General features: G+C 58.1%; 20 protein-coding genes and 5 pseudogenes. 16 read left to right on the forward strand and 9 right to left on the reverse strand.

The window, feature by feature from the left end; translation table 11 throughout:
* The first annotated feature begins 261 nt into the window (after positions 1–261).
* From betI to yccS, 9 genes are all read left to right on the forward strand, one after another.
* On the forward strand, positions 262–855 hold the full coding sequence (gene betI, locus ACYZT3_RS27460; RefSeq protein ID WP_282380595.1) for a transcriptional regulator BetI: 594 nt from the start codon (positions 262–264) through the stop codon (positions 853–855).
* 107 nt (positions 856–962) lie between these two features.
* A complete protein-coding gene (gene betB / locus ACYZT3_RS27465; RefSeq protein WP_282380597.1) occupies positions 963–2,435 on the forward strand; it encodes a betaine-aldehyde dehydrogenase in 1,473 nt (490 codons plus the stop codon).
* 155 nt (positions 2,436–2,590) lie between these two features.
* The gene (betA, locus tag ACYZT3_RS27470) at positions 2,591–4,294 is read left to right on the forward strand and encodes a choline dehydrogenase (RefSeq protein WP_462031140.1); all 1,704 of its coding nucleotides are present in this window, start codon (positions 2,591–2,593) and stop codon (positions 4,292–4,294) included.
* Positions 4,295–4,550: 256 nt separating this feature from the next.
* Positions 4,551–5,993, forward strand: coding sequence for a TldD/PmbA family protein (locus ACYZT3_RS27475; RefSeq protein WP_462031141.1), 1,443 nt, complete (start codon positions 4,551–4,553; stop codon positions 5,991–5,993).
* The gene (locus ACYZT3_RS27480) at positions 5,993–7,330 is read left to right on the forward strand and encodes a TldD/PmbA family protein (protein WP_462031142.1); all 1,338 of its coding nucleotides are present in this window, start codon (positions 5,993–5,995) and stop codon (positions 7,328–7,330) included. The genes ACYZT3_RS27475 and ACYZT3_RS27480 overlap by 1 nt, the downstream gene beginning before the upstream one ends.
* Before the next feature lie 136 nt (positions 7,331–7,466).
* Positions 7,467–8,894: a multidrug transporter subunit MdtD gene (gene mdtD / locus ACYZT3_RS27485; RefSeq protein WP_462031143.1), complete on the forward strand. Its 1,428-nt coding sequence runs from the start codon at positions 7,467–7,469 to the stop codon at positions 8,892–8,894.
* Between the two features lie 230 nt (positions 8,895–9,124).
* Entirely contained in the window at positions 9,125–10,462 is a 1,338-nt protein-coding gene (dbpA, locus tag ACYZT3_RS27490; RefSeq protein ID WP_462032435.1) for an ATP-dependent RNA helicase DbpA, read from the forward strand.
* Between the two features lie 132 nt (positions 10,463–10,594).
* Complete coding sequence (locus tag ACYZT3_RS27495; RefSeq protein WP_462031144.1) at positions 10,595–11,773, forward strand: BaiN/RdsA family NAD(P)/FAD-dependent oxidoreductase; 1,179 nt, start codon at positions 10,595–10,597, stop codon at positions 11,771–11,773.
* Between the two features lie 86 nt (positions 11,774–11,859).
* Entirely contained in the window at positions 11,860–14,043 is a 2,184-nt protein-coding gene (gene yccS / locus ACYZT3_RS27500; protein WP_462031145.1) for a YccS family putative transporter, read from the forward strand.
* A 15-nt stretch (positions 14,044–14,058) separates the two neighbouring features.
* On the opposite strand, the gene ACYZT3_RS27505 is transcribed toward yccS, so the two are convergent.
* Entirely contained in the window at positions 14,059–14,796 is a 738-nt protein-coding gene (locus tag ACYZT3_RS27505; protein ID WP_282380610.1) for a substrate-binding periplasmic protein, read from the reverse strand.
* A 258-nt stretch (positions 14,797–15,054) separates the two neighbouring features.
* Here ACYZT3_RS27505 and ACYZT3_RS27510 point away from each other — a divergent pair, with 258 nt between their 5' ends.
* On the forward strand, positions 15,055–15,510 hold the full coding sequence (locus ACYZT3_RS27510; RefSeq protein WP_462031146.1) for a GNAT family N-acetyltransferase: 456 nt from the start codon (positions 15,055–15,057) through the stop codon (positions 15,508–15,510).
* Positions 15,511–15,550: 40 nt separating this feature from the next.
* Here the strand turns inward: ACYZT3_RS27510 and ACYZT3_RS27515 are convergent, their stop codons facing one another.
* Genes ACYZT3_RS27515 through ACYZT3_RS27525 form a run of 3 tightly spaced genes read right to left on the reverse strand, consistent with a single transcriptional unit; the run spans position 15,551 to position 18,539 of the window.
* Positions 15,551–15,847, reverse strand: coding sequence for a winged helix-turn-helix domain-containing protein (locus tag ACYZT3_RS27515; RefSeq protein ID WP_462031147.1), 297 nt, complete (start codon positions 15,845–15,847; stop codon positions 15,551–15,553).
* 31 nt (positions 15,848–15,878) lie between these two features.
* Positions 15,879–16,370 (reverse strand): M48 metallopeptidase family protein, encoded by a 492-nt coding sequence (locus ACYZT3_RS27520; RefSeq protein ID WP_462031148.1) that lies wholly within the window; start codon positions 16,368–16,370, stop codon positions 15,879–15,881.
* A 45-nt stretch (positions 16,371–16,415) separates the two neighbouring features.
* Positions 16,416–18,539 (reverse strand): putative bifunctional diguanylate cyclase/phosphodiesterase, encoded by a 2,124-nt coding sequence (locus ACYZT3_RS27525; protein WP_462031149.1) that lies wholly within the window; start codon positions 18,537–18,539, stop codon positions 16,416–16,418.
* A gap of 322 nt (positions 18,540–18,861) precedes the next feature.
* Between ACYZT3_RS27525 and ACYZT3_RS27530 the strand changes: the two genes are divergently transcribed.
* On the forward strand, positions 18,862–19,530 hold the full coding sequence (locus ACYZT3_RS27530) for a polysaccharide lyase family 7 protein (RefSeq protein WP_462031150.1): 669 nt from the start codon (positions 18,862–18,864) through the stop codon (positions 19,528–19,530).
* A gap of 649 nt (positions 19,531–20,179) precedes the next feature.
* A pseudogene (locus ACYZT3_RS27535) lies at positions 20,180–20,464 on the forward strand (fructose-bisphosphate aldolase).
* A 65-nt stretch (positions 20,465–20,529) separates the two neighbouring features.
* On the opposite strand, the pseudogene ACYZT3_RS27540 reads toward ACYZT3_RS27535, so the two are convergent.
* Positions 20,530–20,703: pseudogene (locus ACYZT3_RS27540) on the reverse strand (fructose-1,6-bisphosphate aldolase); the annotation flags it as partial.
* 183 nt (positions 20,704–20,886) lie between these two features.
* Positions 20,887–21,423 carry a hypothetical protein gene (locus ACYZT3_RS27545; RefSeq protein WP_462031151.1) on the reverse strand — a complete coding sequence of 179 codons (537 nt, stop codon included), beginning with the start codon at positions 21,421–21,423 and terminating at the stop codon, positions 20,887–20,889.
* Positions 21,424–21,640: 217 nt separating this feature from the next.
* Here ACYZT3_RS27545 and ACYZT3_RS27550 point away from each other — a divergent pair.
* Positions 21,641–21,857: pseudogene (locus tag ACYZT3_RS27550) on the forward strand (transposase); the annotation flags it as partial.
* A gap of 180 nt (positions 21,858–22,037) precedes the next feature.
* Here ACYZT3_RS27550 and ACYZT3_RS27555 read toward each other — a convergent pair.
* Positions 22,038–22,310 (reverse strand): annotated as a pseudogene (locus ACYZT3_RS27555) (fructose-1,6-bisphosphate aldolase); the annotation flags it as partial.
* A 259-nt stretch (positions 22,311–22,569) separates the two neighbouring features.
* On the opposite strand from ACYZT3_RS27555, the gene ACYZT3_RS27560 reads away from it, so the two are divergent.
* The gene (locus ACYZT3_RS27560; RefSeq protein WP_462031152.1) at positions 22,570–22,848 is read left to right on the forward strand and encodes a hypothetical protein; all 279 of its coding nucleotides are present in this window, start codon (positions 22,570–22,572) and stop codon (positions 22,846–22,848) included.
* Positions 22,849–22,970: 122 nt separating this feature from the next.
* Here the strand turns inward: ACYZT3_RS27560 and ACYZT3_RS27565 are convergent.
* Positions 22,971–23,393: pseudogene (locus tag ACYZT3_RS27565) on the reverse strand (class II fructose-bisphosphate aldolase); the annotation flags it as partial.
* Between the two features lie 95 nt (positions 23,394–23,488).
* Here ACYZT3_RS27565 and ACYZT3_RS27570 point away from each other — a divergent pair.
* Entirely contained in the window at positions 23,489–23,740 is a 252-nt protein-coding gene (locus ACYZT3_RS27570; RefSeq protein ID WP_449645621.1) for a helix-turn-helix domain-containing protein, read from the forward strand.
* A complete protein-coding gene (locus tag ACYZT3_RS27575) occupies positions 23,737–24,936 on the forward strand; it encodes a type II toxin-antitoxin system HipA family toxin (protein ID WP_449645620.1) in 1,200 nt (399 codons plus the stop codon). The genes ACYZT3_RS27570 and ACYZT3_RS27575 overlap by 4 nt, the downstream gene beginning before the upstream one ends.
* Before the next feature lie 76 nt (positions 24,937–25,012).
* On the opposite strand, the gene fba is transcribed toward ACYZT3_RS27575, so the two are convergent.
* Entirely contained in the window at positions 25,013–26,077 is a 1,065-nt protein-coding gene (fba, locus tag ACYZT3_RS27580; RefSeq protein ID WP_046045276.1) for a class II fructose-bisphosphate aldolase, read from the reverse strand.
* Positions 26,078–26,148 lie beyond the last annotated feature (71 nt).

Consider the following 26,148-nt stretch of genomic DNA (forward strand, 5'->3'; position numbering starts at 1 on the left):
GGTTAGTTGGCAGCCGACCGGCGGGTGATATAAAGACACCCCGAAAAAAGCCCGAAGCCCGGGAGCGCCAGTGCGCAAGGGTTTCGAGCGTTTTCGGATGTCGTTTTTCGCCAACTACGTTTAGGAAAAACCTGTTAGGTAGCGACGATTTGTCGCAGATCTTATTCTTTGTTGATTGAACGTTCAATCAAAACAAAATAGACTGGCCCTCAATCCGATAGACGTTTTACGTCCGCCGGAAGGCCTAAGGAGATGTGCAAGATGCCCAAGGTCGGTATGCAACCCATCCGCCGCCAGCAGTTGATCGAAGCCACATTGCAGGCCGTCGATCAGGTCGGAATGGGGGACGCCAGCATTGCGCTGATCGCCCGTTTGGCCGGTGTCTCAAATGGCATCATCAGTCACTATTTTCAGGACAAAAACGGCCTGATCGCTGCCACGGCGCAGTACCTGATGAGCGTGCTCAGCGAGAACGTCACCGCGCGCCGTCAGGCGCTGGCAGATGACAGCCCACGGGCGCATCTGCAGGTGATCATCGAAGGCAACTTCGACGCCAGCCAGGTCAATGGCCCGGCAATGAAAACCTGGCTGGCCTTCTGGGCCACCAGCATGCACCACCCGTCATTGCACAGGTTGCAGCGGATTAACGATCACCGCCTGTATTCCAACCTGTGCTGCCAGTTCCGCCGTGTGTTGCCGCTCGATCAAGCGCGCAGCGCCGCCCGCGGCCTGGCGGCCCTCATTGACGGCTTGTGGTTGCGCGGCGCGCTGTCGGGAGATGCTTTCGACACCGGGCAAGCGCACCAGATCGCTTACGAATACATGGATTTCCAACTGGCCAAGCAGGTGAGTTAGAGCACACAGAACCGCTCAGCACCTGAACTGCCACTGACCAGCGTTGCCCAAGCTATAAGGCACGCCCAGTGGTCAACGCCAACCACTTATGCACTTGCGAGGACACTATGGCCCGTTTCGAACTGCAAAAACTCTACATCGATGGCGGCTACTCCGACGCCAGCAGCGACGCCACCTTCGAAGCCATCAACCCGGCTAACGGTGAAGTCCTCGCAACCGTACAGCGTGCGACCAAGGAAGACGTTGAGCGTGCTGTGGTCAGCGCTGAAAAGGGCCAGAAAATCTGGGCCGCGATGACCGCCATGGAGCGTTCGCGCATCCTGCGTCGTGCCGTGGACATCTTGCGCGAGCGCAACGATGAACTGGCTGCCCTGGAAACCCTGGACACCGGCAAGTCGTACTCCGAAACCCGTTACGTCGACATCGTTACCGGCGCTGACGTGCTGGAGTACTACGCAGGTCTGGTTCCGGCTATCGAAGGCGAGCAGATTCCGTTGCGCACCACTTCGTTCGTCTACACACGTCGCGAGCCGCTGGGTGTTGTGGCCGGTATCGGCGCGTGGAACTACCCGATCCAGATCGCCCTGTGGAAATCCGCACCAGCCCTGGCGGCCGGTAACGCGATGATCTTCAAGCCAAGCGAAGTCACGTCCCTGACCACGCTGAAACTGGCCGAGATCTACACCGAAGCCGGCGTTCCGGCTGGCGTGTTCAACGTGCTGACCGGTAGCGGCCGTGAAGTCGGCACTTGGTTGACCGAGCACCCACGCATCGAAAAAATCTCCTTCACCGGCGGCACCGACACTGGCAAGAAAGTGATGGCCAGCGCTTCCGCGTCTTCGCTGAAAGACGTGACCATGGAGTTGGGCGGCAAATCCCCGCTGATCATTTTCGACGACGCCGACCTCGATCGCGCCGCCGACACCGCGATGATGGCCAACTTCTACAGCTCCGGTCAGGTCTGCACCAACGGCACTCGCGTGTTCGTACCGACTCATCTGAAAGCCGCTTTCGAAGCCAAGATCGCTGAGCGTGTTGCGCGCATCCGCATCGGCAACCCAGAAGACGAAAACACCAATTTCGGCCCGCTGGTCAGCTTCGCCCACATGGAAAGCGTGCTGGGTTACATCGCCAAAGGTAAGGAAGAAGGCGCTCGCGTCCTGTGCGGCGGTACTCGCCTGACCGACGGCGACTTCGCCAAAGGCGCATTCGTGGCACCGACCGTGTTCACCGACTGCACCGACGAGATGACCATCGTTCGCGAGGAAATCTTCGGCCCGGTGATGAGCATCCTGACCTACGACACCGAAGAAGAAGTGATCCGTCGTGCCAACGACACCGACTTCGGCCTGGCGGCTGGCATCGTCACCAAAGACCTGAACCGCGCTCACCGCGTGATTCACCAACTGGAAGCCGGTATCTGCTGGATCAACGCCTGGGGCGAGTCCGACGCCAAAATGCCGGTCGGCGGCTACAAGCAGTCGGGCGTGGGCCGTGAGAACGGCATCAGCTCGCTGAACAACTTCACACGCATCAAATCGGTACAGGTCGAACTGGGCGATTACGCCTCGGTGTTCTAAACCCCGGCTGAAAACCCTGTAGCAGCTGCCGAGGTACGAGGCTGCGTTGCGTGTCCGCAGGACCGCCCTCAGAGGGCCGCTGCGCGACCCAACGCAGCCTCGTGCCTCGACAGCTGCTACAGGCGACCTGACCAACTTCAAAGAGGGTGCATTTAATGTCCCAAGAATTCGATTACATCATCATCGGTGCCGGCTCGGCCGGTAACACCCTGGCGACCCGTCTGACTGAAGACCAAGGCGTCACCGTCCTGCTGCTCGAAGCAGGCGGCCCGGACTACCGTTTGGATTTCCGCACGCAAATGCCGGCCGCTTTGGCGTTCCCACTGCAAGGTCGTCGCTACAACTGGGGGTACGAAACCGATCCAGAGCCACACATGGACGGTCGCCGGATGGAATGCGGTCGCGGCAAGGGCCTGGGTGGTTCTTCGCTGATCAACGGCATGTGCTACATCCGCGGCAACGCGATGGACTACGACAACTGGTCGAAACTGCCAGGCCTGGAAGACTGGGACTACCTGAACTGCCTGCCGTACTTCCGCAAGGCTGAAACTCGGGACATCGGCGCGAACGACTACCACGGTGGCGACGGTCCGGTCAGCGTGACCACGCCGAAAGCCGGCAACAACCCGCTGTTCCACGCGATGGTTGAAGCCGGCGTGCAAGCCGGTTATCCGCGTACCGAAGACCTCAACGGTTATCAGCAGGAAGGTTTCGGCCCGATGGACCGCACCGTGACGCCGAACGGCCGTCGCGCCAGCACCGCTCGCGGTTACCTGGACATCGCCAAGAAGCGCTCGACCCTGACCATCGTCACCCACGCCCTGACCGACAAGATTCTGTTCGAAGGCAAGCGTGCAGTCGGCGTGCGTTACTTGATCGGCTCCGCTGAAGAGCGCGTTGAAGCCCGCGCCCGCAAAGAAGTGCTGCTGTGCTCCGGCGCCATCGCTTCGCCGCAGATTCTGCAACGTTCCGGCGTCGGCCCTGCCGAACTGCTGAACAAGCTCGACATTCCGGTGGTCCACGACCTGCCAGGTGTCGGCGAAAACCTGCAGGATCACCTTGAGCTGTACCTGCAATACGCGTGCACCCAACCGGTTTCGCTGTACCCGTCGCTGCTTTGGTACAACCAACCGGCCATCGGTGCCGAGTGGCTGTTTAACGGCACCGGCATCGGCGCCAGCAACCAGTTCGAAGCCGGCGGTTTCATCCGTACTCGCGAAGAATTCGATTGGCCGAACATTCAGTACCACTTCCTGCCGGTCGCGATTAACTACAACGGCAGCAACGGCGTGAAAGAGCACGGTTTCCAGGCGCACATGGGTTCCATGCGTTCGCCGAGCCGTGGTCGCATTCAGGCCAAGTCCAAGGATCCGCGCGAGTACCCGAGCATCCTGTTCAACTACATGGCCACCGAGCAGGACTGGCAGGAATTCCGTGACGGCATCCGCCTGACCCGTGAAATCATGCAACAGCCTGCGCTGGACGCTTTCCGTGGCCGCGAAATCAGCCCCGGCATCGACGTGCAAACCGATGAGCAGCTGGACAAGTTCATCCGCGAACACGCCGAAACCGCGTTCCACCCGTCCTGCTCGTGCAAGATGGGCACCGACGAAATGGCCGTGGTTGATGCCGAAGGTCGTGTGCATGGCATGCAAGCCCTGCGCGTGGTCGACGCCTCGATCATGCCCATCATCACCACCGGCAACCTGAACGCGCCAACGATCATGATCGCCGAGAAAATCGCCGACAAGATCCGTGGTCGCCAGTCATTGCCGCGCAGCACCGCCGACTACTTCGTGGCCGGTAATGCACCGGTGCGTGGCAAGCCGTTGCGGGATGTGAGCCTTACTGCTCAGTAAGACGTAATACCGAGGTGCGCCCTTCGCGGGCAAGCCTCGCTCCTACATGGGATCGTGTTTCCTTGTAGGAGCGAGGCTTGCCCGCGAAGGGGTCCTCCCAACCAACACACAACCTCCTGATACACCCTGGTAATCCATTCCTACACCGCTCCGCCCTTGATCCTACCCCCCGCTCAGGCCTAATCTAGCGCCACGCAAACGTTTCACCCCCTCGCAACATCGATACACCGCCACTCCATACCAAGGAGGTTCCCGAATGTTCGATTTCCACCCCCAGCTCAAGCAGCGCTTCGCTGCCTTGCGCACGGGCGCTGAATTCTTTTCGCTGCGTTATGTGCGCGAGTCCGGTCAATACCTGTCGGTGCGCAAGAATGTCGCCGAACCTCCGAGCCTGAGCCATGACGAAGGCGCGATGCTGACCATTCGAGTCAACGGCGTCGAAGCCTACGCCGCGACCAACGACCTGTCCCAATCAGGCCTGCAAGCCGCGCTGGAGAGAGCCGAGCAACAAGCCCGTCGACTCAAGCCCCACGCCTTGCTCGACCTGCGCGAGCAAGGCGTCTCCAGCGACCGCGCCGACTACTTTTCACCGAATCTGAACCAGCCCTTCCCATCCCTGAGCGACTGCTACCAACTGCTCGGCGCCGAATCCGCCGCCGTGCCCAAGGACGAGCGATTGGTGAACTGGCAGGTGAGCATCGGCATCACCCACGTCGAGCAGATCTACCTCAGCAGCGCCGGCGCCGAACTGCGTCAGGCCCAGCGTTTCGTCTACCCAAGCCTGGAAGTCACCGCCTACAACGGTAGCGACAGCCAGACCCGCACCCTTGGCCGCGAGAACTTTGGCCAACAGGGTGGCTTCGATGTCATCAGCCGCTGCGGCCTGGTCGGCGCCGGCCCGAAAGTCGCCGATCAGGCGTTGCAATTGCTGCTGGCACCGAACACCCCGCAAGGCGCACGCGACCTGCTGCTGATGCCGGACCAGATGATGCTGCAGATCCACGAATCCATCGGCCACCCACTGGAGCTGGACCGAATCCTGGGCGACGAACGCAATTATGCCGGCACCAGTTTCGTCAAGGCAGAAGACTTCGGCCATCTGCAGTACGGCTCCAAATTGCTCAACGTGACCTTCGACCCGGACATCCCCGAGCAGCTCGCCAGTTACGGCCATGACGACGACGGCACTGCCGCGAGCAAACAGTTTCTGATTAAAGAAGGCTTGCTGCTGCGCCCACTGGGTGGTGCGTTGTCGCAATTCCGTGCCGGCATGGACGGTGTCGCCAACAGCCGCGCCTGCGGCTGGAACCGCCCGCCAATCGACCGCATGGCCAACCTGAACATCGAGCCCGGCGATCAGCCACTGGAACAGCTGATCGGCAACATCGAGCACGGCATCATGATGTCGACCAATCGTTCGTGGTCCATCGACGATGCGCGCAACAAATTCCAGTTCGGCTGCGAATGGGCTCAGTTGATCGAAAACGGCGAGCTCAAAGGTGTAGTGAAAAACCCGAACTACCGGGCGATTTCCGCACAGTTCTGGAAAAGCCTCAGCGCCGTCGGTGACGCCAGCTCCTTGAAGGTTCTGGGTACGCCGAACTGCGGCAAGGGCGAACCGAATCAGGTCATTCGCGTCGGCCATGCCTCGCCGGCCTGTGTGTTCAGCAACGTAGATGTATTTGGGGGAGACGCCTGATGAGCACTTCAAAAAATCAGGCCGAGTCGTTCAAGGCTTTGGTCAACTGGCTGCGCGATGCGATTCGCGAGCCGGAACAATTCACCCTCAGCTACGCCGCCGAATCGTCGGCCTTCGTGCGCTTCAACCACGCCAAGGTTCGTCAGGCCGGTCAGGTGCAGCAGGCGAGTGTCGGTTTCAAACTGACCAACGAGGGTCGCCACGCCGACCTGAACATCACCCTTTCCGGTGATGCCGAAGTCGATGTTCAGCGCCTCGCCGAAGGTCTGCAACAGTTGCGCGAAACCTTGCCGTTGTTGCCGCAGGACCCGTACCTGCTGCTCAACCACAACGACTGGCAGAGCAAGAACGTGCAGGAACATCCGCTGCCGGACACCGAGCAGGTGGTGGCCGAAATCACCCAGGCCGCCGAAGGGCTGGACCTGGTGGGCTTCTATGCTGCCGGCCCGATCAGTCGCGGTTTCGCCAGCTCTTCGGGTGCGTTCGGTTGGCACCAGGCCAACAGCTTCAACTTCGACTTCAGCCTGTTCCATGACAACGGCCAGGCGGTGAAAGCCAGTTACGCCGGGCACGACTGGAACAGCGAAGGGTTTGCCAGGCGCTTTGCGCTGGCGCGCGAGCAGTTGGCGTTTCTAGGCCGACCACAACACACCCTGGCGCCGGGTCAGTACCGCGCCTATCTAGCGCCGGCCGCCCTAGGGGAAATCATGGACATGCTGGGCTGGGGTGGTTTCTCGGCGCAGTCAATTGCCAGCAAAAGCAGTCCGCTGCAGAAGCTTTACGCGGGCGACATTTCGTTCAGCCCGTTGGTGTCCGTCGATGAAAAGGTCAGCGGTTCGTTGAGCCCGGCATTCTCCGGCGAAGGGTATCCGCGCAGCGATCTTGGGTTGATCGTCAACGGCAAGGCCGGCGTGCAGATGGTCAGTTCACGCAGTGCGGCCGAGTACGGTCTGACCGCCAACGGCGCCAGCGGTGGTGAAATGCCGAGCGCAGTGAACATGGCGGCCGGTACGTTGCCTGACGCAGAGATTCTCAAGCAATTGGGCACTGGCTTGTACATCAGCAACTTGTGGTACCTGAACTACTCGGATCAGCCGGCAGCACGCCTGACCGGCATGACGCGGTTTGCGACCTTCTGGGTCGAGAACGGCGAGATTCAGGCGCCGGTGAGTACCATGCGGTTTGATGACAGTGCCTACAGTTTGCTGGGATCGCAGCTGGAAGCATTGACCGAAGAGCGCGAGTTGATGTTGTCGGCGAGCACCTACAGTCAGCGGGCCACGGCCTCGGCGTTGTTGCCAGGTGCCCTGATCAGCAAACTGACCTTGACCCTCTGACACAGATCGTTCCCACGCTCCGCGTGGGAATGCAGCCTGGGACGCTCCGCGTCCCTGCCGAAGCGGACGCGGAGCGTCCATTGAGGCATTCCCACGCGGAGCGTGGGAACGATCATCTCCGACAACAAGAGGTCCCATGCCCAGCCGCCCGCCTCTCGACGCTGTCACCGCCCGCTGGGTGCCGTGGGTTGTCGCGATCGCTTTCTTCATGCAATCCCTCGACGGCACCATCCTCAACACCGCCCTGCCCGCCATGGCCCGGGACCTGGCCGAAGACCCGCTGCGCATGCAGGGCGTGATCATCGCCTACATGCTCACCGTCGCCTTGCTGATCCCCGCCTCGGGCTGGATTGCCGACCGCTTCGGCACCAAGAAAATCTTCTTCGGCGCGATTCTGCTGTTCAGCCTCGGCTCGTTGCTCTGCGCGTTGTCGAGCACCCTGAGCATGCTGATTGGCGCGCGGGTGATCCAGGGCCTGGGCGGTGCGTTGATGCTGCCGGTCGGGCGATTGGTGGTGCTACGCGCCTACCCGCGCTCGGATTTGGTGCGGATCATGGGCTTCATCACCATTCCCGGATTGCTCGGCCCGTTGATCGGCCCGACCATGGGCGGCTGGATGGTCGAATACCTGACCTGGCACTGGATCTTCCTGATCAACCTGCCGGTGGGCGCCGTCGGGTGCTACGCGGTGTGGAAATTCATCCCCGATCTGCGTGGCAGCGAACGCACGCGTTTCGACAGCCTGGGCTTTTTGCTGTTTGGCGCAGCGATGGTGCTGATCACCATTGCCATGGAAGGTCTCGGCGAATTGCACCTGCCGCACTTGCGCGTGATGTTGCTGCTGTTCGGTGGCATGGCCTGTCTGGCCGCGTACTGGTTGCGGGCCGGGCACATCGACAATCCGCTGTTCGCGCCATCGCTGTTCAAGACCCGGACGTTTGCCGTGGGCATCCTCGGCAACCTGTTCGCCCGACTGGGCAGCGGCGCCCTGCCGTTTCTCGTGCCGTTGCTGCTTCAAATAGCGCTGGGCTATTCGCCGTCCCAGGCCGGGATGAGCATGCTGCCGCTGGCGGCGGCAGCGATGGTCGCCAAGTCGGTGGCGCGACCGCTGATCGAACGTTTGGGCTATCGCATCGTACTGACCGGCAACACGTTGGCGCTGGGGTTGATGCTGGCGAGCATGGGCCTGGTCAGCGAGCAAACGCCGTACTGGCTGTTGTTGGTGATGCTATCGATTCTGGGGGCGATCAACTCCTTGCAGTTCACCGCAATGAACACCGTGACCCTGATTGACCTCGACGATGCCAGCGCCAGCAGCGGCAATAGCTTGCTGTCGGTGGTCGCGCAATTGTCCCTGAGCCTTGGCGTTGCCTGTGCCGGTGCGCTGCTCGGCGGCTTCACGGCGGAGATCGGCAACGACGGAGTGGACACGGTTCTGGGCGCGTTCCAGCTGACTTTTGTAACAGTCGGAATCATGGCGATGCTGGCCGCGACGATCTTCTCGCAGCTCTCACCAAAGGATGGCCGACGGACGGTCAGCCGCGAACACGATATAGAGCACTGATCTGTAGCAGCTGCCGAGGCACGAGGCTGCGTTGCGTGTCCGCAGGACCGCCCCCGGGGGCCGCTTCGCAGCCCAACGCCGCCTCGTGCCTCGGCAGCTGCTACGACTATTCGTCCAGAATTTGCAGGTAGAGAGAGCGAGGCTGGTACACTGCGCGACATTTTGTTTTGCAGGCCAGTCCCGTGACCACCATCGCCACCGCTTTTAATACTTTGCCGCTGTCCGCCGCCATGCTGGCTAACCTCGACTCCCTCGGTTATGCCCAGATGACGCCGATCCAGGCGCAAAGCTTGCCGGTGATCCTCAAGGGGATGGACCTGATCGCCCAAGCCAAGACCGGCAGCGGCAAGACCGCCGCCTTCGGTATCGGCCTGTTGAACCCGATCAATCCGCGCTTCTTCGGTTGCCAGGCGCTGGTCATTTGCCCGACTCGCGAGTTGGCTGACCAGGTCGCCAAGGAAATCCGTCGCCTGGCCCGCGCCGAAGACAACATCAAGGTCCTGACCCTGTGCGGCGGCGTGTCCTTCGGCCCGCAGATCGGTTCGCTGGAGCACGGCGCGCACATCATCGTCGGCACTCCGGGTCGCCTTCAGCAGCATTTGCGCAAAGGTTCGCTGGTGCTCCATGGCCTGAACACGCTGATCCTCGACGAAGCCGACCGCATGCTCGACATGGGTTTCTACGACTCCATCGAAGAAATCATTGCCCAGACCCCAGAGCGTCGCCAGACCCTGCTGTTCTCCGCCACGTACCCGACGGGTATCAAGCAGTTGGCGGCGAAATTCATGCGCACCCCTCAGATCGTGAAGGCCGAGGCGTTCCATGACGACACGCAGATCGAGCAGCGCTTCTACGAAATCTCCCCGGAAGAGCGCATGGACGCCGTGGTCAAAGTCCTCGCGCATCATCGTCCGGCGTCCACCGTGGCATTCTGCTTCACCAAGCAGCAGGTTCAGGAAACCGTCGATCACCTGACCTCCAAAGGCATCTCCGCCGTCGGCCTGCATGGCGATCTGGAACAGCGTGACCGTGACCAGGTACTGGCCATGTTCGCCAACCGCAGTACTTCGGTCCTGGTTGCCACCGACGTCGCCGCTCGCGGTCTGGACATCGATGCGCTGGACATGGTGATCAACGTCGAACTGGCCCGTGACTCGGAAATTCACATCCACCGTGTGGGCCGTACTGGCCGCGCGGGTGAGAAAGGCATTGCGATCAGCCTGGTCGCACCGTCCGAAGCGCACCGCGCCCAGGCCATCGAGCAACTGCAGAAGTCGCCGTTGAGCTGGGATCAGCTGGACAACCTCAAATCCCAGGGCGGCGCGCCGCTGCTGCCGGTGATGAGCACGCTTGTCATCGGCGCGGGCCGTAAAGACAAGGTTCGTCCGGGCGACATTCTTGGCGCACTGACTGGCGATGCGGGCATTCCGGGCGCTCAGGTTGGCAAGATCGCGATTTTCGACTTCCAGGCGTATGTGGCTGTTGAACGCGGGATCGCCAAGCAAGCCTTGCAGCGCCTGAACGACGGCAAGATCAAAGGCCGTTCGTTGCGCGTTCGCATCCTCTGACCCTGATCGTTCCCACGCTCTGCGTGGGAATGCATCCCGTGACGCTCCGCGTCACATAACGGCGGACGCAGAGCGTCCATGGCGGCATTCCCACGCAGAGCGTGGGAACGATCATTGTGTGAGGACACCGTTTTGCGCTCTACCGAAGTCGTGATCATTGGCGCTGGCGCCGCAGGTTTGATGTGTGCGCTGACCGCCGCCGGGCGCGGGCGCAAGGTGATGTTGCTCGACCATGCGAACAAGGCAGGCAAGAAAATCCTGATGTCGGGCGGTGGCCGCTGCAATTTCACCAACATGTACACCGAACCGAACAATTTCCTCTCGCAGAACGAACACTTCTGCAAATCGGCCCTGGCCCGCTACACCCAGTGGGATTTCATTGGGATGGTCGCCAAACACGGCGTGCCCTACCACGAGAAAAAACTCGGCCAATTGTTCTGCGATAACAAATCCAGCGACATCCTCGAGATGCTGCTCAACGAGTGCGATCAGGTCGGCGTCAGCCTGCACCTGGACACCTCGATCCAGCACATCGAGAAAATGGAAAGCGGCTACCTGCTGCAAACCACTCTCGACCAGATCACCTGCGAATCGTTGGTGATCGCCACGGGCGGCTTGTCGATCCCGACGCTGGGTGCGACCGGTTTCGGTTATCAAGTGGCCAGGCAGTTCGGCCACGACTTGCTGCCGACCCGCGCAGGGCTGGTGCCGTTCACCATCACCGATCAGCTCAAGGAGCTTTGCACCGAGCTGTCCGGTACATCGGTGGATTGCCTGGTGAGCTGCAACGACCAGAGTTTCCGCGAGAACATCCTGTTCACTCACCGCGGCCTCAGTGGCCCGGCGATTTTGCAGATCTCGTCGTTCTGGGAGTCCGGCGATACGGTGCAGATCAACCTGCTGCCGGATCACGACGTACCGACCTGGCTGCAACAGCAGCAGGCCGAGCGTGCGAACAGCGAGCTGAAAACCCTGCTGGGGGAAATCTTCACCAAGAAGATGGCCAACCTGCTGGCGGACAGCTGGTTCGTGTCCAAACCGATGAAGCAGTACACCCACGCGGAAATTGCCGACATCGCCGAAAAACTGGCGAGTTGGAATGTGGTGCCGGCCGGCACCGAAGGCTACCGCACCGCCGAAGTGACTCTGGGCGGTGTAGATACGCGAGAAGTCTCGTCCAAGACCATGGAATCGCTGAAAAGCCCCGGCCTGTATTTCATTGGTGAAGTACTCGACGTCACCGGTCATCTGGGCGGCTTCAACTTCCAGTGGGCCTGGGCCTCGGGTTACGCCGCCGCGCAATTCGTCTGATCGACCGCGTTATCGTTCTTCGCGGGCCAGTCGGCGTCATTACTGACTCGATTTAGCGTCATTGCCTCGGAAGGCCTTCGCACTTCATGCCATCGACCCCGTTTAATCAGTCTCTGCGTCGCCTCTGGGCGCTGGATAAATTCAGCTACAGCGTGCGGGTGTTCATCGCGCTGACCGGCAGCATGGCGCTGTGTTGGTATAAGGATGAAATGGGGCTGCTGATCCCGCTGTTCCTCGGGATCATCGCCAGCGCCCTGGCCGAGACCGACGACAGTTGGCAGGGCCGCCTTAACGCACTGGCCGTGACGCTGGTGTGTTTCAGCGTCGCCGCCTTCTCCGTCGAATTACTGTTCCCCTACCCCATCATTTTTATCATCGCCCTGGCGCTGGCCAGTTTCGGCCTGACCATGCTCGGTGCCCTCGGCGAACGCTATGGCGCGATTGCCTCGGCGACGTTGATTCTGTCGGTCTACACCATGATCGGCGTGGACCAGCGCGGCGGCGCCGTCACCGATTTCTGGCACGAGCCGGTGCTGCTGGTGGCCGGCGCGGCCTGGTACGGTTTGCTCTCGGTGCTGTGGCAGGCGCTGTTTTCCAATCAGCCCGTGCAGCAAAGCCTGGCGCGGTTGTTCCGTGAACTGGGTTTTTACCTGAAGCTGAAATCGTCGCTGTTCGAGCCGATCCGCCAGATGGACATGGAAGCGCGTCGACTGGAACTGGCGCAGCAAAACGGTCGTGTCGTGGCAGCACTGAACGCCGCCAAAGAGATCATCCTGCATCGGGTGGGCAACGGTCGACCGGGCTCGAAACTCAGCCGATACCTGAAGTTGTACTTCCTCGCCCAGGACATCCACGAGCGCGCCAGCTCCTCGCACTACCCTTACAACGCCCTGGCCGACGCCTTCTTCCACAGCGACGTGATGTTCCGTTGTCAGCGCCTGCTGCGCCAGCAAGGCAAGGCCTGCCGGGCGCTGGCCGAGTCGATTCAGATGCGCCAGCCGTTCATCTATGACGCCAGCTTCGCCGAAACCCTGAGCGATCTGCACGCCTCCCTCGAACACCTGCGCATTCAGAGCAACCCGGCCTGGCGTGGGTTGTTGCGCTCGTTGCGGGCACTGGCGGCCAACCTCGGCACGCTCGACCGTTTGCTCAGCGACGCCAGCAACCCCGATGCCCTGGCCGACGCCACCGACAGCAGCCTGCTCGACCGTTCGCCACGCAGCCTCAAAGATGTCTGGATACGCTTGCGCACCCAGCTGACACCGACCTCGTTACTGTTCCGTCACGCCCTGCGTTTGCCCCTGGCCTTGAGCATCGGCTACGCGATGGTGCATTTGATCCACCCGTCCCAAGGTTACTGGATCATCCTCACCACGCTGTTTGTCTGCCAGCCAAACTACGGCGCCACCCGCCGCAAACTCGGCCAGCGGATCATCGGCACCGCCTTCGGCCTGACGGTGGCCTGGGCGCTGTTCGATCTGTTTCCGAATCCGTTGGTCCAGTCGTGCTTTGCGATCGCCGCCGGGGTGGTGTTCTTTATCAACCGCACCACCCGCTACACCTTGGCCACAGCCGCGATCACCTTGATGGTGCTGTTCTGCTTCAACCAGGTCGGGGATGGTTACGGGCTGCTCCTGCCGCGGCTGTTCGATACCTTGCTCGGCAGCCTGATCGCCGGGCTGGCGGTATTCTTGTTCCTGCCGGACTGGCAAGGCCGACGCCTGAATAAAGTGCTGGCCAACACGCTGACCTGCAACAGCATTTACCTGCATCAGATCATGCAGCAATACGCCGCCGGCAAAAGCGATGACCTGGCTTATCGCCTGGCCCGCCGCAACGCGCACAACGCTGATGCGGCCCTATCGACGACGCTCGCCAACATGCTGATGGAACCGGGGCATTTCCGTAAGGAAGCGGATGTCGGTTTTCGCTTCCTGGTGCTGTCGCACACCTTGCTCAGTTATTTGTCCGGACTGGGCGCACACCGGGAAACCCAGCTACCGCCGGACGTACACGAGCAGTTGATCGACGGTGCAGGCGTGAAACTGGCCGCCAGCCTCGATGAAATTGCCCAAGGCCTGGCGAGCAAACTGCCGATTGCGATTCAAAGCGATGAGGAAGAGGCACTGGCCAATACGCTTGAGCAGATGCCGGATGAGATCGATGAAGGGCAACGATTGGTGCAGACGCAGTTGGCGTTGATCTGCCGACAGCTTGGGCCATTGCGGACGTTGGCAACGCACCTCCTCAAGGAAACGAGTGAGAATTGAGCGTGGGCCCGGCACTTACATTCCGTGCAGCTTCATCAATCGCTGATAACTCCCATCCACTTTCATCGCCGCGATCTCGCGGTCGAATCCGGCGACGATCTGTTCATGCCTGGGGTTCTTCAGGCTGACCAGGATGTGCAGGCTGTTCTCGCTCAGTGGCTTGGGCAAAAACTCCACCGCATTGCGCACTTTGGAGGATTCCAGTGCCAAGTAGTAACGCGCGACGTATTCGTCCTCCAGCGTCAATTTGACCCGGTCCGCAGCAACCATGCGCACAGCCATGGAGAAGTTGTGCACCGGGACTTTCTGCAGCGACACGTCACCATCAAACTCCGGCGAATAGGCATAACCGCGCACCATCGCTATCGGGTAGGTATGCAGTTGTTGCAGGTTCTCGTATTCGATCGGTGTGTCTTTGCGCTTGAGAAACCGCACACGGTTGAGCAGGTATTCGCCGGAAAACTGGCCAATTTTCGTGCGATCGTCGGTGTACCAGGCGTTGATCAACACGTCGTATCGACCCTCGCCCACCCCCAGTATCGCCCGCGCCCAAGGCACTTGTTCGAAATCACTGGCATAACCGGCCCGGGCCAGAGCGGTGCTGACGATGTCCGTGGCCAACCCACCGTTGACCAGCGTGGCATCGGTAAAGGGTGGCCAGGCATCGGCCACCAATCGCAGCTTTTCCGCTGCCGCGCCTTGAGTCAGCAACAGCAACCCAATCAAAGCAAAGGCTCGATGCAATCGCGACATGCTCGAAGATCCTTAGAGGGCGGGACGCCCGACATGTTTTCAGCCAAAACTCCAAGGCTCCCTGTGCTGCCAAACCCAAGAACTAACATTAGCTCATCGACGCCACTGCTCAGCGCTTCATCTCAGATTACACAAAGAAGACAACGCCACGCGAAATGAATGATGGCTTTTTGGCCTTCGTCACAGATTCCTCTGCCATAAAGACATCTTTCGTCTGGGCGCTTAGTATCGGAACGACTTTGTTCAAGGAATGTGAAGATGACAATCGATTGGGTCTGCAAACACCACAGCGATCTAGGCAAAGAGCAGCTATACGCCATTCTGCAGCTGCGTGCAGAAGTGTTTGTCGTTGAGCAGAAATGCGTTTATCAAGACGTCGATGGCCAGGATCTGGAAGGTGACACCTGCCATTTAATGGCCTGGGACGGGGATCGGCTGGTGGCGTACCTGCGGTTGCTCGACCCGGAGTTACAGGGTGGTGACGTGGTGATCGGCCGGGTGATCATTGCCCCTCAAGCGCGCGGCACCGGGCTTGGGCATGAGCTGATGGCGCAGGCGTTGAAGCAGGCTGAGAAGCACTGGCCTGAAATGCCGATTTATCTCTCGGCCCAGGCGCATTTGCAGGGGTACTACGGGCGGTACGGGTTTGTGGTGGCGGGTGAGGAATTTCTGGAGGATGGCATTCCTCATATCGGAATGCGGCGTCCGCAATGATCGTTCCCACGCGTGCGTGGGAACGATCGGGGTCGGTCATTCAGGGGTACTCAAGCACCGCTTTAATCTGCAGCAAATTACGCTCGATCCACCCCCGATCAATCGCCCCCCACTCGCGAATCCGATAGCGCCCGGCATGATTGCGTGCGCCTTCTTCCTGCTCGAACTCGCAAACAATATCCAGATCCGCCAACGCCGCGATAGTGTCCTGGGCTGTGCGCCGGGGCATGCCGGTCACTTCGGTCAGCGCCGGGACACTGCTGGCCAGCCCGCTATCAATCAGGTACGCCACGTACAATCGGCGATAGAAGCTGCTCTTGGTCTTGCTTACATCCATCTAAACACTCCCGGCTGCGCTATTTTGATCTCTATTGCATATCTCGCCACGTCAGGTACACCCGCACATCGAACTCCACCTGGTGATACCCCGGCAACATGTGTTCGCACAGTTTGTAGAACGCTTTGTTGTGATCCGACTCCTTGAAGTGCGCCAGTTCATGCACCACGATCATTTTCAGAAACTCGGCAGGCGCCTCCTTGAACAACGAAGCGACACGAATCTCTTTCTTGGCCCTGAGCTTGCCGCCCTGCACCCGGGATATCGCGGTGTGCAGGCCGAGGGCGCGGTGGGTCAGGTCCAGGCGGTTGTCGAACAACACTTTGTCGATGGCCGGGGCGTTACGCAGGTATTCCTGCTTGAGATCCAGCGTATAGGTGTACAACGCCTTGTCGCTCTGTATCCGGTGTTTTTCCGGGTAACGCTGGCTCAGGTAGTCGCCCAGCCGACCCTCGGCGATCAGCTGGCGCACCTGGTCCTGCAACGCTGCGGGATAGGCCTGGAGGTATTTCAACGCAGTCATTGGGGCGGCAACACACATCAGGAAAAGGTCGCCAGTGTAGCGAATTCAGCCGGTCAGCGTGTTCCAGTCGAATGGCTGCACAAAGTCGCCGACGTCCTTGGCCATCATCGGCCGCGCGACCAGAAACCCTTGTACGTACTCGCAACCATTGGCTTGCAGCCACTGATATTGCGCAATGGTTTCCACCCCTTCGGCGATCACCAGCATCCCGTACTGCTTGCACAGGTCGATCACATTGCGCACCAGCGCCGCATCGCGTGAGGACTCCGGTAACCGGGCAATCAAATGCCGGTCGAGCTTGAGCGTGTCCAACTCAAAATCACGCAGATGAGACAGCGAACACGGCCCGGAACCGAAGTCATCCAAGGCCACTCGCACCCCCAGGTTACGCAGCAGGCGCAGCTGTTTGCGAGTCTCCTCGGGGTTTTGCATCAAGCCCTCTTCAGTGACCTCGACTTCCAGATGGCGCGCCTGCAAACCATGGCGCTCCAGTACCTGGCGCAACTCGGTGACGAGATTGGGCATGCCAAACTGCGTACCGCTCAAACTGACGCCCAGCACCAGATCCTCAGCAAACGAGGTTTCCCAGGCTTTTCGCTGGCTCGCCACTTGTTGATAGATCCAGCTGCCCAGGTGACTGATCAACCGCGCCTCTTCCAGCAATGGTAAAAACAGCCCCGGCGGTACATCGCCGACGCTCGGGTGCTGCCAGCGCAGCAACGCCTCGAAGCCGCGAATCTGCCCACTGGCAATGGCCACCTGAGGTTGATACACCAAATTGAAATCACGGTTCTCGATCGCCGCGCGCACACTTTCTTCGAGCATCAGCCGCGAGCGTGCGCGGCCGTTCATCTCGTGATCGTAGAAACGATATTGCTGACGGCCGGCGCGCTTGGCTTCGTACATGGCGATGTCGGATGCGCGCAGCAAGCCGTCGAGATTGGCACCGCAATCCGGATACGTCGCAATGCCGATGCTGGCGCCCAACGCGATATCCAGACCATCAATCTGCTGACAGATCGACACCCGCTCAATGAGTTTCTCGGCAATCTTTGCCGCTTGCTCGGGGAATTCCAGATCCAGCAAAGCAGTGAACTCATCACCGCCCATGCGCGCCAGAATGTCGAAGGGCCGCAGACTGGCCTTCAACTGCTCGGACACCCAGCGCAGCACCCGGTCGCCGGCATCGTGACCGAGGGAATCATTGACCCGTTTGAAGCCGTCGAGGTCCAGATATAGCAGCACCCAGGCGCTGTCGGAACGTTCGCCACGCAGCAGCAGGTTTTCCGCCGTCTGATAAAAACCGCGACGATTGAGCAGCCCGGTCAATGGGTCAGTGACCGCCTGGAACTCCAGTTGCTGATGCAGATGGCGCACCACCGACATGTCCAGCACCGTCACCACCATGGCATGTTGTTCGGTGGGCAATGGCGCGCAGGACAGCGCCACCGGCACCTGCTGGCCGGGCGCCGTACGCAGCAATGCATCATGCAGGCGCAAGGTTTCGCCGCGTTTGTAACCGGCGAACAGCTCGGAGTCGGCCCAGATCGGGATGTGCGGATTTTGCAGGAAATCCAGGAACTCTTTGCCTTGCAGGTCTTGCACCGCGGCATTGAGTAGCCGTGACATCGCCGGATTGGCAAAGCGGATCAGACCGTCCTCACCGACCACCAGGATGCCTTCGGCGGCGTTGTCCAGCACCGAGGCATTGAACGCGCGTGCGACCTCCAGATCGTGGCTCAGGCGCTGTAGTGCACGGCGATTGCGCTGATGCTCGAGCAGCGCCTGGACTTTGGGCTTGAGAATTTGCGGGTCGAACGGTTTAAACAGGTAATCCACCGCGCCGCTGGCATAGCCCTTGATCACGGCGTCCTGGGACTGTTCGTTGGCGGTCAGGAAAATAATCGGTGTAAGACGGGTTCGCTGGCTGCCGCGCATCAGGCGCGCCACTTCAAAACCGTCCATGCCCGGCATCTGCACATCCAGCAGCACCAGGTCGACATCGTGTTCGAGTAACAGATTGAGTGCCTCGAAGCCCGAGGCGGCGGTCATGACCTGCCAATCCTGGCGCTGTAACAACGCGCGCATGCTGATCAGGTTTTCAGGGTAATCATCGACGATTAAAAGGATTGAGTTGCCTTCAGATGGCGGGGGCTGCGCGCATTCCATGCTGCTTCTCTTATGCGGGACGTCAGGCCGGTTTCTCGTGAAAACCGGACAAATACTAAGCCTTCACTCTAGACCGGGATCCGCGAAAGCAGAAGGTGTCAGTGCGCCATCATTAACCAAAGCGTTCATTTGCCGACTAACGGTCGACGCCACAGGCCCCTGAAACCGGGAAAGATGGCCTTTTAACAGGATTTTGACGTCACCCGTTTGTCATTTACGCGTTAACAAATTGAACTTCTGCGCTTATAAGGATGGCCCCCAAGGCGCGTGCCAGAGCTTCTGGAACGTGCGTGCAGTAAAAAAACCGTGGAAGCTTTTGTCTATGATTGATCTCGCAACCTGGAACCTCAGTGTTCCTGTCGGCAATCCGCCGTACACCGTTGATACGCCAAAACTGGTGAATGGCTTCAAGGACCAATACTTCCACTCCTACACCGGCACCTTGTTTTTCTGGTCCCCGGTCACCGGCACTAAAACTGAAAACGCAACGTATCCCCGCACCGAGCTTCGCGAAACCTACAGCAACGGCACCCTGCGCAACTGGCTCTACCCGGACGCCGACAATACCCTGCGTGCCACCCTGGCGGTGAACCAGGTTCCGAGTTCGGGCAAGATCGTCATCGGCCAGATCCACGCCTATCAAAGCCAGAAGCCCATGGTGAAGCTTGAGTATCAGTACAAGACCAGCACGCAGTCGGGCAACATCGTCGCCAAGGTTCGTATGCGCCCTGATGACGGTGAAGGGCGGGTGATCACCCTTGCTACCGGGGTGAAACTGGATAAGGAATTCAACTACCTCATCCACCTGAGCCCGGGCGGCGCGCTGGGCATCAGTGCGGCGGGCTATCAGTGGAACACCGACATCAGCGCGTCCTGGCGCGACAAGCCGCTGTACTTCAAGGCTGGGGTTTATGTGCAGGACAACACCGGGTACACCAGTGAAGGCGGGAAAGTGACATTCAGCAAGCTGGATATTGATCACGATAAGTAAGCCCTTAAGCGCGACTCAATCCCTGTAGCAGCTGCCGAGCCTGCGAGGCTGCGTCCGGCTGCGAAGCAGTCGTAAAACCGGCGACTGCGTTTTTTCAGGAATCCAGTGTTTTCCAGATTGCGACCGCTTCGCGATCGAACGCAGCCTCGCAGGCTCGACAGCTGCTACAAAATCCTGGCGTCCGCAAAATTTGTAGGACCACTCCCTCCGTGGCGAGGGAGCTTGCTCCCGCTGGGCGGCGAAGCAGCCCCAAACCCTGCCACCCTATTTCCTCAGACACACCGCAGTGCCCGGTTTTACGACGGCTGCGCCGCCGAACGGGGCGATGCGGCGTTCCGACAAGCCCCTTCGCCAAAAGTGCGCGGTCCTACACCCCGGTTGCAGCCATCAAAGTCGCCGCTTATAGCTCGCCCCGTCGCCGGCTACAGTCGGCGATAGGGTTTCGCAGCCCTACCGAGTTAGAACCACAACCGTCAAAATACGACACGGGCAGCGCTTGCCCGTACTCGTTTTTTATGGCGGCTGTGCGTGGGAGACCCTCGGGTCTGCCGGGTCTTAACTCCTCGGTCTGCGAACCCGCGCACAGCTGTCACCTAATTTGTTTCGCAGCAAACGGTGGCAAATTCTTTTCTCGAGTTAAGGATTTCCCATGTCAAATCAGCTACCGCCCCGCCGCTTCACCCCCATGTCCCAATTCGCCACTGACTACCCGTCCTGCTCATCGACAGCGACGCCCCGCTACGCGAACTCCACAACTGCGTCAGCGAACGCCTCAACGCCGTTCTTGCATCTGATGGCCTGCACCAGCCTGCCCGACTACGCCGAGAACGACATCAACACTGTCACTAACATTGCGCGGATCATGGTCCAGGATGTGAGCGATATATTTCGGGTGATTGAGCAGCGCGGATTTGAAACGCCCAAGAATAAGTAGCCAATTTTCAGACAATAAAAACCCGTATCGCAGCGGGTTTTTTAATACCGGTAAACGCTTAAGGCTTAGTTCACTTTTGCGTTCAACTCGCCCTGCAAATACAGCTGATACATCGCTTCCAACGAGATCGGCTTGATCTTCGAAGCATTACCTGCAGTGCCGGAAGCTTCGTAGCGAGCGATACAAACATCACGCATCGCCGTCACAGTAGCGCCAAAAAACTTACGCGGATCAACAAACAATGGGGCGGATCTATTTAACCGTGACGATTAAATAGATCCGCCCCTAGATCTGTCCCCTATTCGCTACTTTTCACCTTTCTTTGCAGCAGGCCAAAATTATCGGTTGAACTTGAACTGACAGTCACCACTAGAAAGAATTATAAACTGTCAGTTCAAGTTTTAAGTGTTAAGCCTTACAACTCATTTAATTCGATCATAACCACCAGCAGCGTTCCTAGTATATTGAGTACCTATAGGGTGGCCAAAGGAGTTTGTTAGCGAAGGGGAAGCATTCCCAGGTTCTGAAACAACTCTGAGTGTTAAATAACCGTCGTTATCGCTAATTCCAAGCTCATTCATGCACATCCATAAATCCAACCCAGCCACCACGCATATACATCCTGTATCATCCAAAATTACTGGATGTCCGTTTTCACCTACGCGAATAACAAGTTGACCGAGTACGGCGCCATCATCACTGTAAGGATATCTAGTGTCACCCTTACTTATTTCTCTGACGTAGTAGTTCCCAGAGGTGTTACTTCGACCCCTTGAGTTACAGCGCTTTGCGTTATCGTTAGCCTCCCAATACCATTCTCCATCAGCATATAAGGTTGCGCTTTTTTCCACTTTGCCGATATGTTGCCAGCCTTTGTTTGCATAAACTTTAGTTTCCACTTCTCTCACCTGCTCGTGCTTAACAATAAAGGAACTGAACAATAATAATAAAGTGGACAAATCTATTTAATCCACCTCACTCCACTTTTCTCGGGTTACGCATCAAACAATAAGCATCCACCAACATTAAATCACCTGTAATAAATGACAGTTTTTAATACGTTTTCGCGATAATCGATATAACTTTAAAATAAGAATACCGGAAATGACTTTAGCGGCAAGGGCACGACTATTTGCTGCTACGATTCCCCATCACTACAAGGACGTAGGAGGATATATGCCCAGAATGGGACGTGTTGTGTTACCCAATTATATGCATCATGTCGTGCAACGCGGCCACAACAGGCAGGTTGTGTTCGCCGAGCCGAGTGACTTCAAGCATTACCTCGAAGATCTGCGAGCTCAAAACGCTATTCGACGTGAAAGTGTATGCCTTCTGCTTGATGGCCAATCATGTCCATCTATTGCTCGCCCCGGGAGACTCCGTTGCGGGTCGCGGGAGATCGAACCGCTAAAAATGTCACCTATATCGGACTTTTCTGTCTCAAGCCTTAAAAATGTCCGTTATAGGTGACATTTGATTCGCTGAGCATTACCTGCGCCGCGTAAAAATCTCCGGCCACAAAAAACCCGCCTCTCTCGGCGGGTTTTTATGCGACTCAAACGCTTAAGGCTTAGTTAACCTTAGCGTTCAACTCACCCTTCAAATACCGCTGATACATCGCTTCCAACGAGATCGGCTTGATCTTCGAAGCATTACCGGCAGTGCCGAAAGCTTCGTAGCGAGCAATACACACATCACGCATCGCAGTAACAGTCGCGCCGAAGAACTTACGCGGATCGAACTCACTCGGGTTGGTTGCCATCAGGCGACGCATCGCACCGGTGGGCGCCAGACACAGGTCGGTGTCGATGTCGATGTCGATGTTGACCTTGCGCACGCAATAAGGAAAAGGGGACGGATCTTAGATCTGTCTCCTTTTCATTGTCCCTTTTCATTTTATTCTAGTTTTGTATTATTAATTATTGCGAAATCGTATAAGAAACTGTCATTTATTACAGGTACCCAAGCAGGGAAAAATCTTTAACCTTCGCTACGCAACATCAAAAAGCGGAGTAAAGCGGACAAATAAATTTGCCAATTTTTCCGTCCTGTTTTTCCAGGTTGAACCTCGTCGATTCCCGACGAGTCAAGGAGCGACTAAAATGGCTAAGCCAGTTATCACATCGATTACAGGGACCCAACAAACCGACACCGTTGTCACCGGCGACGGCGCCCCTGCGAATACATGGATTTACCTTTCAAAGGATGATCACGGAGCGGAGTTCGGGAGAGCCCTTTCTAACGCGAGTGGGGAGTTCACCATCAATGCTGGTCGTCGCGGCTCAGATGTTTACGATTTCGTCGTAACAGCTCTCGATAGCAACGGAACAGTAGGTGACAACCAAGGCTGGTCAATCCCTAAGCGCCATAAAATCTATTAATAACGCGACAAATAGCTATAAAGGCAAATAAAGCCTGAAGATTTTATTCAAGTTTTCTTCATACTCCCCCATTAAAAACCCGCCTCTCGGCGGGTTTTTAATGCGACTCAAACGCTAAAACCTTAGTTAACCTTAGCGTTCAACTCACCTTTCAAATAACGCTGATACATCGCTTCCAACGAGATCGGCTTGATCTTCGAAGCATTACCGGCAGTGCCGAAAGCTTCGTAGCGAGCAATACACACATCACGCATCGCAGTAACAGTCGCGCCAAAGAACTTACGCGGATCAAACTCGCTCGGGTTGGTCGCCATCAGGCGACGCATCGCACCGGTGAACGCCAAACGCAGGTCAGTATCAATGTTGACTTTGCGCACGCCGTGCTTGAGGCCTTCGACGATTTCTTCAACCGGTACGCCGTAGGTTTCTTTGATGTCGCCGCCGTACGGGTTGATGATCGCCAGCCACTCTCGTGGAACCCACTAGGAACCGTGCATCACCAGGTGGGTGTTCGGGATGCGTTTGTGGATTCTTGACGGTCTACGACCCCCGTGTCGCCGCTGGCCGTGGACTTAAATGCGACGTAGATAAAATGTTGCGCATACGCTACATTCAGCTACGAATGTTACGGTAGTGGAACATGGATTATTTTCTGTTGATCAGCCGTCTTGGCAACCAATTACGGGAAAAACGTATAAATCGCGGTCTGACGCAAGCACAGCTTGCCGACCTCGCGGGACTGACACGATACAAAGTCATTGCAGTAGAGAAAGGTACTCTGTCTGTCGGCATGATCGCCTATGCGCGTGTCCTTGGCGCTCTGGATTGTGAGCTTGCTGTCGTTCCAGCTGCTATGCCGACCCTTGAAGAGCTTGGGGATTTATTCGAATGAAGATGACCTCTCTCAAAGTCAGCACGCCTGAGGGGCGTAGCGGCAGGCTTTTCAGCGATGCCGAAGACTTCACTTTCCGTTATCACGAAGATGCATCGCCAGAAATGGCTATCAGCTTGTCGATGCCAGTAAGGCATGACGAGTTTCGTCGGCGTGAACTGCACCCTGTTTTTCAGATGAACCTGCCGGAAGGCTATGTATTGGAGCAACTGCGAAATCGATTAGCCAAGACTGTGAATGTCGACCCGATGCTGTTACTGGCGCTTTCCGGCAGCACTTCGCCCATTGGCAGGGTTCAAGTGCGCTCTGAAACGGTTGACGCCTTGCTGGAGGAGCAACAATTTCCGGGGGAAAAACTCGAAGAGATTCTGACGTGGGACGGCACGGAAGATATCTTCGCTGACATTCTTGATCGCTACATTCTGCGTGCCGGCATTTCCGGTGTTCAACCCAAGGTGTTGGTACCAGAACGTCAGGAAACCGGATTACCACGAGTGACCTCGAAAACCTCGGACCTGATCATCAAAAGCGGTCGAGACGAATATCCCGGTCTGGCAATCAACGAGTTCCTTTGCATGTCCATTGCGAAGGAGGCCGGTATTCCCGTTCCGCCGTTTTACCTTTCCGACAATGCCAAGCTGTTTGTCATGCGTCGCTTTGATCGCGACGACCAGCTCAACCCAATTGGATTTGAAGACATGGCGGTGTTGATGGGGCTATCGGCTAACCAGAAGTACAGCAAAAGCTATGCGGCAATCGCCAAGGCTATCCGTGTGTTCTGCCCGACTAAACATTTACGCACCTCCCTTGATCAACTCTTCGATAGCGTTGCCCTGAGCTGTATTGTCGGGAATGGCGACGCTCATTTGAAAAACTTCGGATTGCTCTATTCCGAGCCTACGCAACGCGATGCACGCCTGGCGCCGGCCTACGACATCGTCAACACCACGGCCTATATTCCGGAAGATGTTTTGGCTTTGGATCTGGCGGGCAACAAGTCAATGTTTGCCTCGCGGCAAGGACTGCTGGAGTTTGCGCACACCTGTGAGATCGAGCGACCCCAGGAGCGCATTCAGCAATTGCTTGCCTCGGTTGAAGCAGTACTTGAGCGCTATCCTGAGTATCGGGAACAGGTACCTCATGTGGTCAGTGCCATTGAGCAAGCGGCAGCGCCATTTTCTCTGACTTTTGGGTAGTGATTGCGCGCAAAAGTCCCTGCCCATAAAAAACCCGCCTCTCGGCGGGTTTTTTATGCAACTCAAACGCTCAGGCTTAGTTCACCTTAGCGTTCAACTCACCCTTCAAATACCGCTGATACATCGCTTCCAACGAGATCGGCTTGATCTTCGAAGCATTACCGGCAGTGCCGAAAGCTTCGTAGCGAGCGATACACACATCACGCATCGCAGTAACAGTCGCGCCGAAGAACTTACGCGGATCGAACTCGCTCGGGTTGGTCGCCATCAGGCGACGCATCGCACCGGTGGAGGCCAGGCGCAGGTCGGTGTCAATGTTGACCTTGCGCACGCCGTGCTTGATGCCTTCGACGATTTCTTCAACCGGTACGCCGTAGGTTTCTTTGATGTCGCCGCCGTACTGGTTGATGATCGCCAGCCAGTCTTGCGGAACCGAAGACGAACCGTGCATCACCAGGTGGGTGTTCGGGATGCGTTTGTGGATCTCTTTGATGCGGTCGATGGCCAGCACGTCGCCGGTAGGCGGCTTGGTGAATTTGTAGGCGCCGTGGCTGGTGCCGATGGCGATGGCCAGGGCGTCGACCTGGGTGCGCTTGACGAAGTCAGCGGCTTCTTCCGGGTCGGTCAGCATTTGGCTGTGATCCAGAACGCCTTCGGCGCCGATGCCGTCTTCTTCACCGGCCATGCCGGTTTCCAGCGAACCCAGGCAGCCCAGCTCGCCTTCTACCGATACACCGCAGGCGTGAGCCAAGGCGACGGTTTGTTGGGTAACGCGGATGTTGTAGTCGTAGTCGGTCGGCGTTTTGCCGTCTTCGCCCAGGGAACCGTCCATCATCACCGAGCTGAAGCCCAGTTGAATGGAGCGCTGGCAGACGTCAGGGCTGGTGCCGTGGTCCTGGTGCATGCACACCGGGATGTGCGGGAATTCTTCGATCGCCGCCAGGATCAGGTGACGCAGGAACGGTGCGCCGGCGTATTTGCGAGCACCGGCCGAAGCCTGGACGATCACCGGGGAGTCAGTCTTGTCAGCGGCTTCCATGATGGCGCGCATCTGCTCAAGGTTGTTGACGTTGAAGGCTGGAACGCCGTAGCCGAACTCGGCTGCGTGGTCCAGCATCTGGCGCATGCTGATAAGTGCCATTGTGTGTGTATCTCCCGGTTGAGGGTCGTTAATCGTGCCAGCCTGCCGTAGCGGCGGCGGCTATTCAAGTT

The organism is Pseudomonas sp. MDT1-16, from assembly GCF_054898115.1.